Below are 14,800 nucleotides of genomic sequence, written 5' to 3'. Positions count from 1 at the left end.
TACGACCGCGGACACCGCACCGTCGACGGGGAGCGGCCACGCGGCCGGGTGTGGCGACGGGCTCGACGGATGAACGGCCGCTACACCGACCGGTGGCGGGACCCGAACGAGCCGTCCTGGGTGGTCGAGCCGACCACCGAGTGGCACCCCCAGTTCCCCGGCCAGCGCTACCCCGGCGACATCGGGGTCACCCACCAGCCCCCACCGCCGCCGCGCGGACGAGCGAGCGTGGTCGGTCGTACCGAGGTGCCGCCACTCGCGCCCACCCGCCCGGACGGCACCTACCTCGGGCGCTCCTGGGCCGACGAGCCTCCGGAAGACCCGGCCCCCAACGGCCGTTGGGGAGCGGACGACGAGCTGGCTCCCCACGGCCGTTGGGGGGCGGACGGCGGACCCGCCGAGACGTCGGCCTACGGCTGGCCCCACGGCGACGAGCGTCCGATCGACATGGCACACCACGGGCGGCCCGAAACCCCGCACTACGACCATGAGCCGTACCGCCGCCCGCTCCCCGAGCCGCCCCGACGGGAGGAGCGCCGCTCCCCCGAGTCGGACCGGCGGACCGCCTGGTCCGACCGGCGCCCCGGCGACGACCGGGGACCGGCAAGGGAGGCCGCCTGGCACCGCGAGCAGCCCACTTCCGAGCGGTACGACGGCCGTACGTCCCGACAGGAGCCGGCCGACCGGGACCGGGCGTACCCGGCCGCGCCACCCGTCTCTCCCGCACCACGCAGTGACTCCGGCTGGGTGCCCGAGCCGGACGAGACGCCGCGCCGACGCGGCACGTCGGAGCGGCCGGCCGCGAGTCACGAGCGGCACCCCGACGACGGGTACGGTGCACGACCGGTCAGGGGCCACGACGGCCGCCCGACCGACGGCTGGGCTGCCGAGGGGGCCGGCCCGTGGGCGCCCGTGGACAGTCGCTCCCGCTACCGGCCGGACGGCCACACCGACCGCCTAGCCGACGACGCCCGCCGCTCGGAACGGCTGCCTGATGACGCCCGCCGCTCGGAGCGGGGTGTTGCCGACGGTCGGTCCCGCGTGGAGGCTGGCCCCGGTACGCCCACCGACCGGCAGCGCCGGCCGGACGAGGCTTTCGGCCCGCCGTCGACGTCCGAGGGCGGACGGCGGCGACGCCCCGAACCGGAGGCACCGGAGCAGCCCCGCCGCGACGACGAGCGCCGCCGCCCCGATGACGAGCCGCACCGACACCAACCCCGCGAGGCGGCAGCCCGCACCGAGGCGTACCCGGACCGTCGCCCGCGCGAGTCCACGCGGCCGGAGCCCCACCGCGAGGAGCCCTACCGCGAGCCCCGGGCACAGCCTGAACCCCGGTCGGCTGGCGGCCTACCCTGGCCGGCGCCCGGACCGGTACACCCGGACCGCACCCGCGAGCCGGGCTACCGACCCGAGCCGCACCGCTCCGAGCCGGGCGTGCCGTCGCGGCCGGCCGCCCGACCCGAACGGCCACCGGCGGAGCAGCCCCGATACGACGAGCGGTCCGCGCGGCCCGCCGCGACGACATCGCCCACCTCGGACCGGGCCACTCCCGTCTCCCCGGCCGCGTCGGGCGCCGGCCGGGCGGCTCCGATCCCGCCCACCCCCGTCTCCCCGGCCGCGCCGGGCACCGGCCGGGCGGCTCCGGTTCGACCGATGTCGCCGGAGCGACAGGTGTCGCCCGCCGCACCCGGGCGAGACCGGCCGGTGTCCGCCGCTCCGGTCTCCCCCGCCCCGTCGGACCAGGGGTGGCAACCGTCCACATCGTCCGCGCGCCCGGAGTACGAGCGGCAGGGGTCGGCCGCACCGGTCTCACCTGCGGAGGTCCCCGTCTCCGGTCCACCGGCCGCCCGGCTGCGGCTGGAGTTCCTGCCCGCCCCGGTGGATCCCCCGGCGTCGGACGAGCGGTCCGAGCCGCCGCAGCGGCCCGAGCACCGCACACCCACCGAACCGGCTTCGACTGTCGACGCCCGGTCCGCGCCACCGCGCTACCCCGGGCCGGATGCCGGCAACCGCTCGCCCGATCGGTGGCGGGACGACGAACCGGCGGCCGAGCAGCGGCATCCGGCGGCCTCGGGCACTTCTGTCCCGCAGGGCCGGCCCACGCATCCCACGCCTGGGCCGCGCCCCGCACCGACTCCCGACGATCGCCCGCCGGTCGCGCCGCCGCCGGCCTGGCAGCGGCCGGAACAGCCCGCCGCCCCCGGGACGCCGACGTCCTCGGCACCCGCGCCGGAACCCGAGCCGGCGCTTCCGATCGCCCCGGGTGTGCCGCGTCGCTACGTGCCCCCGGCGCCCGAGGAGGCGCCCGTGCCCAGCGCTCCGGAGCCAACGGAGGCGTCGGCGCGAGGGCCGGAAGCCTGGTTCAGTCCCGCCGCCCAGCCGGCCGAGTCCGACCAGGACGACACGCCGGCCGACCAGCGGCCGACCGAAGGCACCGCAACCACCACCGTCACCGAGACGACCGAGAACGGGACGCCCGGCGACGGCTCGGCCGGCTCGCCGCCACACACCGAGGACGAGCACGACCGATCGATGGCGTCCCGCCAGCCGGTCGGTGACCCCCCAACCGACCGGCGACCCGACCCGGCCGTCGAAACCGCTGGGACACAGGTCTCCGGACCACCCGCCGAACCGGCCTCCCCGCCACCGACCCGGCCGGCGTCCGCACCGCCGGTCGACCCGACCGCGACACCACCCGCCCCGCCCGACTCGACACGACCAGTGTCGGCACCGCCTGTCTCCGCGCCGCCGGTCTCGGCATCGCCCCACTCGGCGTGGCCCGTCTCGGCACCACCGGCCTTCGCACCACCGGCCTCGGCACCACCAGTCTCGGCACCGCCCGTCGCCGCGCAGCCCGACTCGGCCTGGCCCGTCTCGGCACCACCGGCCTTCACACCACCGGTTTCGGCACCGCCAGTCTCGGCACCGCCAGTCTCGGCGCCGCCCGTCGCCGCGCAGCCCGACTCGGCCTGGCCCGTCTCGGCACCACCGGCCTCCACCACGCCCGTGGAGGTGGCCAACGGTGAGCGTCGCCCCATCGACGACGGCCTCGCCGCCGAGGCCGCCGCCGAGATGACCCCGACCGACGAATCGGAGCCGGTCGCCGGACCGCCGGCACACCAGGTCTCCGATGCTCCACGCGTCTGGTTGGACGATCTGGTCGACGATGCCGCGGACGACGACGCGCCAACCGTCGAGCCGGCATCGGCCGAGATCCACCGTCCGCTTGGGGACGAGCCGCACGCCGAGACGCCGGGGCACCACAGCGGACTCGCCCCCGACGACGTCCACGAGGTCAGCGGCCCGACCAGCGCGCCGACCGCCGACACATCCGCCGACGCGTCGCCGGACGGCCTCCCCGACGCCGAGCCGTCGGACCGACCGATGTCGGTGCCGCCCGCGTCGAGTAGCGAGTACCCGCCGACCGCCGGGCCGGACACGGATGCCGGCCTGGCCGGTTCCGGCCCGGCGACCGAGGCGACGGGCACGCCGCCAGAGCCCGCAGCGGAACGCCCCACCGCGACGACGCCCGTCTCCGCACCGCCAGCCCCCGCGCCACCGGCCGCGGCGACGCCCGTCTCCGCACCACCCGCCGCACAGACACCCGCCCCCGCGACGCCCGTCTCCGCACCACCCGCCGCACAGACACCCGCCTCCGCGACGCCCATCTCCGCGCCACCCGCCGCACAGACACCCGTCTCCGGGCCGCCCGCCACGCCTGCGGCGCCCGTCTCCGCCGTACCGTTCGCTGGCATTCCCGCGCCGCGCAGTGGATCGTCCGACCAGGACGCGCCGGTGTCGGCGCCGCCCGCCACGACACCCCAGACGCCTCGTCCCTCGCTGGCCGATCAGGGCGACCCGGAGCAGGTGCTGGCCGCGTACCGCTGGCGGCTGGACCCGGTGACCCTGCGCGAGGAGTTGACGGAGCCGGACGCCATGCGGGCCATCCGGCGGCGGCTGACCGAGAAGCTGGGCTCGGCGGTCGACAACCGGGCTCGGGCGCGGCTGCTCAGCCTGCGCGCGGTCGCCTCGCGGATCCTCGGCGAGCTCGACGACGCGTTGGCCGACGGACGGCTCGCCCTCACCTACGCGGAGGCCACCGGTGAGCTGCGCCGGACCGCGCTGGCTCAGGCCCGGCTGGCCCACGTCCTGCGCTGGCGGGGCGACTACGCCGAGGCCGACCAGCTCTTCGCCGAGGCCAACTCGATCGAGCTGCCCGATCGACTGCGGGCCGCCCTGCACGAGCACGCCGGGCGGTGCTGCTATGACCAGGGCCGGCTGATGGAGGCCTGTCACCACTTCGAGCGGGCGCTCGACCTGCGCGGGGCCGGCGACGCCGAACTGCTGGACCGGGTCCGGGTGGCGCTCGACGCGGTGACCGCGCGGGCTTCGGCGGAGGGCTTCGGGCCGTACCCCCGGGGTCGGGACGAGGTGCTCGACCGTGACCGGCCCCCGCAGCCGGACCGGGACGGACCGCTGTGGGGTTACACCGACCATGCCGGCGAGCTGGTCATTCCCGCCCGCTACGCCGAGGCGCAGCCGTTTCACGACGGGCTGGCCTGGGTCCGGCGGCCGGACACCGACCGGTGGTCGTTGATCAACCTGCTGGGTACGACTGTGATCCCGCCCTCGTACCGGGCGGTCCGCCCGTTCAGCGACGGCCTGGCCTGGGTGGTCACCGACGGCGGGTGGACGGCGATCGACCCGACGGGCGCAGTGCAGGTGCCGCCCAACTTCGCCGACGTACGGCCGTTCCGCCGAGGGCTGGCCGCGGTGAAGCGCGAGGGGTGGGGGGCGGTCGACCGGACCGGGCGGATCGTGGTGCCGACCCGCTACCACGGCTTCGTCACCGAGCTGACCGAGGGAGGGCCTGTCGACGGCTTCACCGACGAGGGTCTCGTGGTCGTCGACGTGGCCGGACGACGCGGCGTGGTGGACCGGACCGGCGCGGTGCTGGTGCCGCCGTCGTACCCGATGGTGGTCATCCACCCGGTGGCGTTCCTCGTCGGCAGCGGCGGCGGTCGGTGGGGTGCGCTGGACCGGCGTGGTGAGCCGCTTATCGACCCGGTGCACCCCGATCGCGCGGCGGTGCTGGAGGAGATCGACCGGCTGTTGACCGACGCCAACCCGGTGCTCTGAGTCGCCGCTCGGCGATCGTGATCCACCGGAGTTAGGGTCGAGGCATGGAATTCCGACACCTGGGCCGTTCCGGCCTGATGGTCAGCGAGATCTCGTACGGCAACTGGATCACCCACGGTTCACAGGTCGAGGAGGACGCCGCGAACGCCTGCGTCCGGGCCGCCCTCGACGCGGGGATCACCACCTTCGACACCGCCGACGTGTACGCCGGCACCCGGGCCGAGGACGTGCTCGGCCGGGCGCTGCAGAACGAGCGTCGCGAGGGCCTGGAGATCTTCACCAAGGTCTACTGGCCCACCGGGCCGGGTCGCAACGACCGCGGCCTGTCCCGCAAGCACATCATGGAGTCGATCAACGGCTCCCTGCGCCGGCTGCGCACCGACTACGTGGACCTCTACCAGGCCCACCGGTACGACTACAGCACGCCGCTGGAGGAGACGATGGAGGCGTTCGCCGACGTCGTGCACTCCGGCAAGGCGCACTACATCGGCGTCTCCGAGTGGACCGCCGAGCAGCTGCGGGCCGCCCACCCGCTCGCCCGTGAGCTGCACGTCCCGCTGGTCTCCAACCAGCCTCAGTATTCGATGCTGTGGCGGGTCATCGAGACCGAGGTCGTGCCGGCCAGCGAGGAGCTGGGCATCGGCCAGATCGTCTGGTCGCCGATGGCCCAGGGCGTGCTCTCCGGCAAGTACCTGCCGGGGCAGCCGCCGCCGGCCGGTTCCCGCGCCACCGACGAGAAGTCCGGCGCGAACTTCATCTCCCGGTTCATGAACGACGACGTGCTGACGCGGGTGCAGCAGCTCAAGCCCCTCGCCGAGCAGGCCGGGCTCAGCATGGCCCAACTGGCCGTGGCGTGGGTCCTGCAGAACCCGAACGTGTCGTCGGCGATCATCGGCGCGTCCCGCCCCGAGCAGGTGCACGACAACGTGAAGGCGGCCGGGGTCAAGCTCGACGCCGAGCTGCTCAAGGCCATCGACGAGATCGTCGAGCCGGTCACCGAGCGGGACCCGGCGAAGACCGAGTCCCCCGCCGAGCGTCCCTGACGCGGCTCCGGTCCGGTCGGCGCACCCGCGCCGGCCGGACCGGACAACTCAGCTCTGCCAGAAGCGGATCAGGTCCAGACCGGCGGCGTACAGCCACGACGGCAGGCCGAGCAGGTCGCCGACGGCGAAGACCGCGTCGAAGAACCAGCCACCGATGCGCGGGTTCCACAGCAGCGCGAAGAGCAGAAGAAAGCCGTACGGGGCGAACAGGTCGTACATCCTGCGCCACTGCGGGTTGAGCCACGGCTGGATCATGTTTCCGCCGTCCAGGCCGGGCACCGGCAGCAGATTGAGCACGCTGGCGGTGAGCTGGAGGAACGCCAGCAGCGCCACCCCGGCCCAGAACTCCACCGGGCCGCCCGAGGACGTGCCGAGTCGCACCGCCGCCACGAGCAGCAACGTGAACAGCACGTTCGTCGCCGGGCCGGCGAGGCTGACCAGGGTGTGCCGCAGCCGCCCCGGAATGGCGTGCCGGTCCACCCACACCGCGCCGCCGGGCAGGCCGATACCGCCGAGCAGCACCACCACCACCGGCAACACGATCGACAGCAGCGGGTGGGTGTACTTGAACGGGTTGAGCGTCAGGTAACCGCGGTGGGCGATGTCCCGGTCGCCGGCGCGGTAGGCGACCACCGCGTGGGCGTACTCGTGCAGGCAGAGCGACACCAGCCAGCCGGAAACCACGAACAGGAACACGTCGAAGCGGACGCTGCCGTAGCCGTTCCAGGCCAGCACCCCGCTGACCGCGAAGAGCGCGACCAGGCCGAGGAAGACCGGGCTGGGCCGGAACGCCGCCTTGGGCACGCCGAGCACCAGCCCGTCGGCGCCCGGCCGGTCGTACGCCATCACTCGGCCGTGGGCAGCAGGCTCATCCGGTACTCCACCCGGTCGTCCTCGACGAGTGCGACCGAGGTGACGCCGGACGCCGCGAGCTCACGCCAGGTCTGACCGATCCAGGATTCGGCGTCGGCCTGGCTGCCGAACGACTCCGCCGGGCCCTCGACCGTCTGACCGTCCGTGCCCTCGTACCGCCAGCTCCACGCCATGCCGCGTCTCCCCTCGCCGCTGAAGTCCCCGTGGGACGAACCCCCGCCAGCGTAGTCGGCCCGGCGCGCAACGGCCGCTCGCTCGCCCCCCGCGGCAACCCACGGGTTGATCAACCCACGTCACGCCGGGCTTCCGAGCCTGCTCGGGACAGCACAGTTCCTCGCCGACGGAGACTGTCCACGATTGCCAGCGATCGCGGGGAAGCGGACGCTTGACCGCAAGGGACGCGGATCGGACTCCCGATCTCCGTCGGGGCTGGGGCGACGTGCCCAACCCCGAAGGATGCGAACTAAGGTACGGACATGTCCGTTGACGGGTGGAACACGGTCCTGGTGCTCGGCGGTATCCGGTCCGGCAAGTCCGAGTTCGCCGAGTCCCTGGTCGCCGACGCGCCGGTGGTCCGTTACGTCGCCACGGCACCCGAGGGCGACCCGGAGGACACCGAGTGGGCGACCCGGCTGGCGACGCACCGCGCCCGACGACCGGGCAGCTGGACCACCGAGGAGACCGCCGGGGAGCCGCGCCGGCTGGCGGACGTGCTCGAGTCCGCCGAGCCCAACGAGACACTCCTCGTGGACGACCTGGGCGGCTGGGTGACGGTGCTGCTCGACCCGGAGTACCAGCCCGCCGACGACGTGGCGACGATCGCCGAGCTGGCCGAGGCGATCCGCACCTGCTCGGCGCGGGTCGTGGTGGTGAGCCCCGAGGTGGGGCTGTCGCTGGTGCCGACCACCCCGTTGGGTCGGGCGTTCACCGACGCGCTCGGCGCGGCCAACCGCGCGGTCGCCGACGCCTGCGACGCCGTGGTGCTTGTGGTCGCCGGTCAGCCGGCCTGGCTGAAGCCGACCGCCGCCCTCGCCGCCGCCCCGACCGTGAGCGCGTCGGCGCGGTCTGTGCCGCCGAGCACGAGCCAGGCCACCGCCCAGGACGCGAACCGGACCGGCACGCACCGGGCCGGCACGAGCCTGCTCGACGGCGAGCCCACGCCCGAGGTGCAGCTCCCCGACGTGCTGACCCACACCCCGCCTGTCGCTCCGAACCAGGAGCCCGGCAACCCCTGGGCCGCACCGACAATGGCGCTGCCGATGGTGGCCACCGGGCTGGTCATCCAGCCCGGTATGGAGCTGCCGATGCCCGACGACTACGCCGGGCCGCAGGCGGTGGATCGGCTGGCCACGTTGGACGTACCGGGTGCCGGGCTGGGTGTCCTGGACCGGGTGGTCGGCTTCGCCGCCGCCACGCAGGGCACCTCGACGCCTGTCGCCTGGGGTTCGGTGCGGGTGCTGCTGCTCAACGGCGACCACGCCGGTGGCGCGTCGGCCGGCACCGTCGCGGGCGAGTCGGCGCGTCGGGCCGCCCAGGCACGCTCCGGGCGGGGCGCGCTGGCCCGGTTGGCCGCCGAGAGCGGCGCGAGCCTGCAGGTGGTGGACACCCCCGTCTCCGCGCCGATGGAGACCCAGCCGGCGCTCGCCGGCGAGCAGGTCGAGTCGGCGCTGCGCTACGGCTGGCGGCTGGCCGAGCAGGCGGCCGACGCGGGCGTACAACTGCTGGTCCTGGGGGCGTGCGGCGCCGGCACCGAGGCGGCAGCGGCGGCGGTGCTGGCGGCCACGGCCGGCGCGGAACCACCGGCGGTGCTGGGCCGGGTGATCACCGATTCCGGCGAGATCGACGACGCGGCCTGGATGGTCCGCTGCGCGGCGGTGCGCGACGCCCTGCACCGCACCCGCCGCTCGCCGCGAGCCGCCAAGGACGTGCTGGCCGAATTGGGCGGCGGCGATGTGGCGGTGGCGACCGGCGTGCTGCTGGGCGCGACGGCCCGTCGGGTGCCTGTCCTGCTGGACGGGCCGGTCGGGCTGGCCGCCGGAATGGTCAGCCGTGACCTCGCCGGGCAGGCCCGGCACTGGTGCCTGCTGGCCGACCACGGCGGGCACCCCGCGGTGCGGCTGGCCGCCGACGTGCTCGGCCTCACGCCCCTGCTCGACCTGCGGCTGGACCTCGGCGAGGGCGCCAACGCGCTTGTCGCGCTGCCGCTGCTGCGCTCGGTGCTGGCGCTGGCCGCCGCGCTGCCGGTCCACCCGTCGCTGGCCGGCGGCGCCGACCGGGCCGACGAGCCGCAGACCGACCCGGAGTACGCGGAGCCCGACGACAGCGAACCCGACTACGCCCAGCCGGCCTACACCGGGCCCGACTACACCGACCCGGAGTTCGCCGAGCCGGAGCCTGCCGGACCGGGTCCCACCCGCACGGAGACGGACGAGCAGCCGGCGTCGGGCTGGCGTGCCGGCTGAGTCGCGGTTCGTCGCGGGCGCCCGGCTGGCGGTCACCACCTTCAGCACGTTGCCGGTACGCGCCGGCCGGATCGACCGCCCGGTGGCGGGTACCGCGATGGCGCTCGCCCCGGCCGTCGGCGCGCTGCTGGGCGCGCTGCTGGGCGGCGTCCTGCTGCTGACCGGCACGCTCGCTCCCCCACTGGTCGCCGCCGGCGTGACGGTGGGCGCCGCCGCCCTGCTGACCCGGGGGCTGCACCTCGACGGGCTGGCCGACACGGTGGACGCGCTCGGGTCGTACCGCCGGGGCGCCGCCGCCCTGGAGATCATGAAGAAGCCGGACGTCGGGCCGTTCGGCGTCGTCGCCCTTGTGGTTGTCGTCCTGGTGCAGGCGGCGGCGCTCGCCGAGCTGGCAGGCCGGTCCTGGCCCGCCTGCCTCGCGGCGGTGATCGCGGCCACCGCCGCCGGCCGTCTGGGCGTGACGGTCGCGTGCCGGCGGGGCGTGCCCGCGGCCCGGCCGGACGGGCTGGGAGCCATGGTGGCAGGCACGGTCGGCCCGGTGGCCGTGACCGTCGGCGCGGTCGCCGTCGCGCTGCTGGCGGTGCCCGCGGTGCCGGGCCGCCCCTGGCAGGGGCCGCTCGCCGTCGCCGCCGCGCTCGCCGTCGCGGTGGCGCTGCTGACCCACGTGGTACGCCGCCTCGGCGGGATCACCGGCGACGTGCTCGGCGCGACAGTCGAGGTGGTCACCACGCTTGTCTACCTGGGTGTGGTGCTGTCCGCCTGAAGCCGGCGCGGCGGGCCGGGTAGCGTTCGGCTCGACAGCACCGGCGCGGCCACCGGGGGAACCCACATGCTCATCACGGACGACTTCCTGCCCGTACCGGTGCCGGAGTCGCTCAGCGCGACCTACCTGGTGCCGATGGCGGGGCTGCCGAAGGTCAGTGCGAAGACGGCGGTGGCGGCGCTTACCGGCCGGCTGGCCGAGCCGGTGCACGGGCTCGCCCGGCAGATGCTGGACAGCCCGCTGATGAGCGTGGACACCCGGTCGATCAGCGAGTTTCCCGCGCTGCCACCGGATCTGCTCACCGCGTTCGGCGCCACCGAGGCGCAGTTGGCCCGGCTGGCCGCGGCGACACACCTGGTGGTGGTGCAGGCGGAGTACCGGCCCGGCTGGCCGCCGGCGCACGAGTGGGCGGCCCGGGCGGTGGCGGCTGCGGTGGCCGAGTCCGTCGACGGCGACGTGGTGGACGTCTTCGGCCTGCAGTTCCTCGACCCGGCGACCGCGCTGCGCTCGCTCCCCGACGAGCAGGGCCGGATCCGGCTTGTCGACTGGGTGCTGGTGCCGTACTCCTCGGACACCGAGGGGCTGTGGTTCACCACGAAGGGGCTGCGGCGCTTCGGTCTGCTGGAGTTGCAGACCCAGGGGGTGCCCGACCATCTGACCCGCGCCTGGGGTGCGGTGATGACCGGGGCGGCGCGACGGCTGCTGCGGGACTGGACCGACGGGCTCACCGGCGAGGAGGTGCCGGCGTTCGTGCAACTGCCGGTGCTGGCCACGGTGACCGGGCACGACATCGCGGTGGCGTACGGCAATCCGGAGCAGCACGGCGCGACGGCCCCGGTGCTGCTGCGCCTGGAGCTGGACCCGGCGACCGACCCGGACGCCGACTCGTTCCTGAGCCTGCGCCCGCCGGCCGGGCATCCCGGTCCGGACGGGCGTTACTACGCCGCCGCCTGCGCGACCCTGTTCTCCGGCATCCAGCCGGACGTGCGCTATGCCCGCTCCGGTGACGCGATGAGCCGTGCGGTAGCCACCGCCCGCGCCGCCCTGGACGACGCGCGGGCGCGCTTCGTCGCCGGCCAGTTGCCGGTGGAGTCGCAGTTGGTGGTCAAGTACGGCCTGCCGGGCGACGACGGCCCGGAGTACGTCTGGGCGGGCGTCACCACGTGGGAGACCCCGGAGCGGATCGTCGGCGTCAGCGCCAGCGACGCCAACACCGACCCCAGCGTACGAATCGGCGCCCCCGTGGTGGTGGAGGCGACCGATGTCGTCGACTGGGCCGTCCTGAACGCCACGGGCGTCATCGAAGGCGGCTGGACCCAGGCAGTCCTGGACTCCGGCGAACCCCCAACCCCAACCCCCTAAAAACCCCACCCCCCCCACCCCCCCACCCCCCCACCCCCCCGGCCGCGCGGTCCCCGCCCCAGCCCACGGCGATCATGAAGTTATTGCCACCGCCGTCGGCGTGTCATGGCAATAACTTCATGATCACCGCAGGTCGGGTGGGTGGGTGGGGGGCCGGGGGGTGGGTTGGGTGGGTGGGGTTAGTGGACTGAGGGGGTTACGAAGGGGGGCTTGGTCAGGGTCAGGGGGGCTCGGCGGCCTCGGATGTCGATCTCGACCTGGTCGCCGTCGGCCAGTTGGGCGTCGGTGTCCAGCAGGGCCAGGGCGATGCCCTGCTTGCGGGTCGGGGAGAAGGTGCCGCTGGTCACCGTGCCGACCTGCTTGTCACCCACGTGCAGGGTCATGCCGGGGCGGGGGATGGCGCGGTCGACGGCCACCAGACCGCGCAGCGTACGGCGGGGGCCGGCGGCCTTCTCGGCGAGCAGCGCGTCTCGGCCCCAGAAGGCCGGCTTGTCCCAGCCGACCGCCCAGCCCGAGCGGGCCTGCACCGGCGTGATGTCCAGCGAGAGGTCCTGCCCGTGCAGCGGGTAGCCCATCTCGGTACGCAGGGTGTCCCGGGCGGCCAGCCCGCAGGCGCGCAGGTCGAAAGCCTCGCCGGCGGTGAAGAGCGCGTCCCACACGGCCACCGCGTGCTCGGCAGGCACGACCAGCTCGTAACCCAGCTCCCCGGTGTAGCCGGTCCGGCAGACGGTCAGCTCCACGGCGGCGGAACCAGCGGCGGCAGCGGAACCAGCGACGGAACCAGCGACGGAACCAGCGGCCGGGCCGGCGGCGAGGCTGGCGGCGTCGAAGCTCATGTAGCCGTGCTCGGTGGGCAGGCCGAGGGCGGCGAGCAGTTCACCCGAGCGGGGCCCCTGCACGGCCAGCACCGCGTACGCCTCGTGCTCGTCGGTGACGGTGATCCGTTCCGGGGCGGCGGCGCGCAGCCGGCGCACCACCTCGGCGGTGTTCGCGGCGTTCGGGATGAGGAAGACGTGATCGTCGGCGTACAGGTAGGCGATGATGTCGTCCACCACGCCGCCGGTGGCGTCGTCGCAGCACAGCGTGTACTGCGCTCGGCCGGGGCCGATGCGGCGCAGGTCGTTGCTGAGGCAGGAGTTGACGAACTCGGCCGCGCCGGGGCCCGTCACCCTGGCCTTGCCGAGGTGGGACACGTCGAAGACCCCCACCGCCGTACGCACCGCGGTGTGCTCCTTGAGCACCCCGCCGCCGGCGTACTCCAGCGGCATCTCCCAGCCCCCGAAGGGGGCGAACTTGGCGCCGGCGGCGGTGTGCCGCTCGTGCAGCGGGGAACGACGCAGCCGGGTCGCGGCGGCGTCGGAGGTCACGTCGGTCATGGGTGGCAACTTACCGGGGGTACCCCCGCTGGTTAGCATCGGCGGGACCCCGTTGGCGTGATCGACGGGACAGCCCTGACGTCCGGCGGGTAGGTTCCGCCGGAGACCTTCACCGCTGGTACGCGACGTCGCGACCGGCCCGGCCCGCCCGGAGTAGCTTCAGTGACATCACCCCGCACCACCACCCTGAGCCTGGTCGACACCGACCCGGCCGAGCTCGCCGTCGACGCGATCGTGATCGGCGTGCACAGCCAGACGGGAGAGCAGGCCGCCACCAATGGCCTCGCCGGCGCCCTGTTGCTCGCCAGCGGCGCGGAGAGCATCGCCGTCGCCTTCGACGGCAAGCTGACCGAGACGCTCGCGCTGCTCGGCGCGACCGGTGGGCCGGGTGAGGTCGTCAAGCTGGCCACGCTGGGCACCGTCACCGCCCCGCTTGTCGTCGCGGTCGGGCTCGGCCCGGAACCGACGGGTGCCGCCCCGGCGCCGGAGACGCTGCGTCGCGCTGCCGGCGCGGCGGTCCGGGCCCTGGCCGGCGCCCCGAGAGTGGCGCTGAGCATGCCGCTGCCCGACGACGCGGACGCGCCGGCCGCGCTGCGCGCCGTAGCCGAGGGCGCGCTGCTCGGCGGGTACCGGTTCGCCGGCTACAAGACCCGGCCGCAGCCGACCCGGCGGGAGCCGGTGGCCGAGGTGCTGATCGCCGTTCCGGACGCCGCCGACGCGGGCGCCCAGGCCGAGATCACCCGCGCCCAGGCGGTCGCCGGCGCGGTCCGGCTCAGCCGGGACTGGGTGAACACCGCCCCGAACGAGCTGCGGCCCCCGTCGTTCGCCGACGCCGTGGCCGCCGCCGCCCGTGACGCGGGCCTCGGTGTCGAGGTGCTGGACGAGGCGGCGCTGGCCGCGGGCGGGTACGGCGGCATCATCGCTGTCGGGCAGGGCTCGGAGGCCCCGCCGCGGCTGGTGAAGCTCACCTACACCCCGCAGGACGGCGGCAACGGCAAGCGGGTCGCGCTTGTCGGCAAGGGGATCACCTTCGACACCGGTGGCATCTCGATCAAGCCGGCGGCAGGCATGTGGGAGATGAAGTCCGACATGGCGGGCGCCGCCGCGGTGGGCGCGGCCATGCTGGCGATCGCCGCGCTGAAGCCGGCGGTGGCGGTCAGCGGGTACCTGCCGATGGCCGAGAACATGCCGTCGGGCGCCAGCTACCGACCGGGCGACGTGATCAGCATGTACAGCGGCAAGAAGGTGGAGGTGCTCAACACCGACGCCGAGGGCCGGATGGTCCTGGCCGACGCCATCGCCCGCGCCTGCGAGGACGGCACCGACTACCTGTTCGAGACCTCCACCCTGACCGGCGGTCAGGTGATCGCGCTGGGCAAGCGGGTGGCGGGCGTGATGGGCACCCCCGAGCTGTGCGAGCGGGTCCGTACGGTCGGCGACGCGGTCGGCGAGCCGGCCTGGCCGATGCCGCTGCCGGACGACGTGCGCAAGGGCATGGACTCCGACGTGGCGGACATCTCGCAGATCAACGCCGGAATGGACCGCGCCGGGCACATGCTGCAGGGCGGCGTGTTCCTGCGCGAGTTCGTGGCCGACGACGTGGCGTGGGCGCACATCGACATCGCCGGGCCGGGCTACCACTCGGGTGAGCCGACCGGCTACTGGACCAAGGGCGGCACCGGCGTGCCGGTCCGCACCCTGGTGCAGCTCGTCGAGGACGTCGCCGCCAACGGCTGACGGACGTACGACCGAGGGGCCCCCACCCGGGGGCCCCTCGGCGTT

9 protein-coding genes are annotated in these 14,800 nt (G+C 74.9%); 6 read left to right on the top strand and 3 right to left on the bottom strand.

All coding sequences use genetic code 11. From position 1 onward, the window contains the following. Positions 1-69 precede the first annotated feature (69 nt). Both ACGFIE_RS18910 and ACGFIE_RS18905 read left to right on the top strand, forming a co-directional pair. Positions 70-5,139, top strand: a complete 5,070-nt coding sequence (locus ACGFIE_RS18910) for a WG repeat-containing protein (RefSeq protein WP_393296208.1) — start codon at positions 70-72, stop codon at positions 5,137-5,139. 44 nt (positions 5,140-5,183) lie between these two features. Continuing rightward, positions 5,184-6,182 (top strand): aldo/keto reductase family protein, encoded by a 999-nt coding sequence (locus ACGFIE_RS18905; RefSeq protein WP_007463224.1) that lies wholly within the window; start codon positions 5,184-5,186, stop codon positions 6,180-6,182. Positions 6,183-6,230: 48 nt separating this feature from the next. On the opposite strand, the gene ACGFIE_RS18900 is transcribed toward ACGFIE_RS18905, so the two are convergent. Both ACGFIE_RS18900 and ACGFIE_RS18895 read right to left on the bottom strand, forming a co-directional pair. Then, positions 6,231-7,028 carry a site-2 protease family protein gene (locus tag ACGFIE_RS18900; protein ID WP_363683159.1) on the bottom strand — a complete coding sequence of 266 codons (798 nt, stop codon included), beginning with the start codon at positions 7,026-7,028 and terminating at the stop codon, positions 6,231-6,233. After that, complete coding sequence (locus ACGFIE_RS18895) at positions 7,028-7,228, bottom strand: hypothetical protein (RefSeq protein WP_030337978.1); 201 nt, start codon at positions 7,226-7,228, stop codon at positions 7,028-7,030. The genes ACGFIE_RS18900 and ACGFIE_RS18895 overlap by 1 nt, the downstream gene beginning before the upstream one ends. Before the next feature lie 303 nt (positions 7,229-7,531). Between ACGFIE_RS18895 and ACGFIE_RS18890 the strand changes: the two genes are divergently transcribed. The 3 genes from ACGFIE_RS18890 (at position 7,532) to ACGFIE_RS18880 (ending at position 11,642) form a co-directional block, all read left to right on the top strand. After that, a complete protein-coding gene (locus tag ACGFIE_RS18890; RefSeq protein ID WP_393296206.1) occupies positions 7,532-9,517 on the top strand; it encodes a bifunctional adenosylcobinamide kinase/adenosylcobinamide-phosphate guanylyltransferase in 1,986 nt (661 codons plus the stop codon). Continuing rightward, positions 9,507-10,280, top strand: a complete 774-nt coding sequence (cobS, locus tag ACGFIE_RS18885) for an adenosylcobinamide-GDP ribazoletransferase (RefSeq protein WP_393296204.1) — start codon at positions 9,507-9,509, stop codon at positions 10,278-10,280. Before ACGFIE_RS18890 ends, cobS begins: the two co-directional genes overlap by 11 nt. A 66-nt stretch (positions 10,281-10,346) precedes the next feature. After that, the gene (locus ACGFIE_RS18880) at positions 10,347-11,642 is read left to right on the top strand and encodes a DUF2314 domain-containing protein (protein WP_393296202.1); all 1,296 of its coding nucleotides are present in this window, start codon (positions 10,347-10,349) and stop codon (positions 11,640-11,642) included. 179 nt (positions 11,643-11,821) lie between these two features. On the opposite strand, the gene gcvT is transcribed toward ACGFIE_RS18880, so the two are convergent. After that, positions 11,822-13,018, bottom strand: coding sequence for a glycine cleavage system aminomethyltransferase GcvT (gene gcvT, locus ACGFIE_RS18875; RefSeq protein ID WP_393296200.1), 1,197 nt, complete (start codon positions 13,016-13,018; stop codon positions 11,822-11,824). A 162-nt stretch (positions 13,019-13,180) separates the two neighbouring features. Here gcvT and ACGFIE_RS18870 point away from each other — a divergent pair, with 162 nt between their 5' ends. After that, positions 13,181-14,755, top strand: a complete 1,575-nt coding sequence (locus ACGFIE_RS18870; RefSeq protein WP_363683169.1) for a leucyl aminopeptidase — start codon at positions 13,181-13,183, stop codon at positions 14,753-14,755. Positions 14,756-14,800: the final 45 nt, after the last annotated feature.

The organism is Micromonospora sp. NPDC049275 (genome assembly GCF_043197115.1).
In the GTDB taxonomy this organism is placed as follows: Bacteria; Actinomycetota; Actinomycetes; order Mycobacteriales; family Micromonosporaceae; genus Micromonospora.
Note: the sequence above shows the minus strand (reverse complement) of the source record. Positions and strands in the feature narration are given on the sequence as shown.

Coding starts and splice junctions, on each gene's coding strand:
- ACGFIE_RS18900 (WP_363683159.1), bottom strand. CDS start 7,028: ATGGCGTACGACCGGCCGGGCGCCGACGGGCTGGTGCTCGGCGTGCCC.
- ACGFIE_RS18890 (WP_393296206.1), top strand. CDS start 7,532: ATGTCCGTTGACGGGTGGAACACGGTCCTGGTGCTCGGCGGTATCCGG.
- ACGFIE_RS18905 (WP_007463224.1), top strand. CDS start 5,184: ATGGAATTCCGACACCTGGGCCGTTCCGGCCTGATGGTCAGCGAGATC.
- gcvT (WP_393296200.1), bottom strand. CDS start 13,018: ATGACCGACGTGACCTCCGACGCCGCCGCGACCCGGCTGCGTCGTTCC.
- ACGFIE_RS18880 (WP_393296202.1), top strand. CDS start 10,347: ATGCTCATCACGGACGACTTCCTGCCCGTACCGGTGCCGGAGTCGCTC.
- ACGFIE_RS18910 (WP_393296208.1), top strand. CDS start 70: ATGAACGGCCGCTACACCGACCGGTGGCGGGACCCGAACGAGCCGTCC.
- ACGFIE_RS18895 (WP_030337978.1), bottom strand. CDS start 7,228: ATGGCGTGGAGCTGGCGGTACGAGGGCACGGACGGTCAGACGGTCGAG.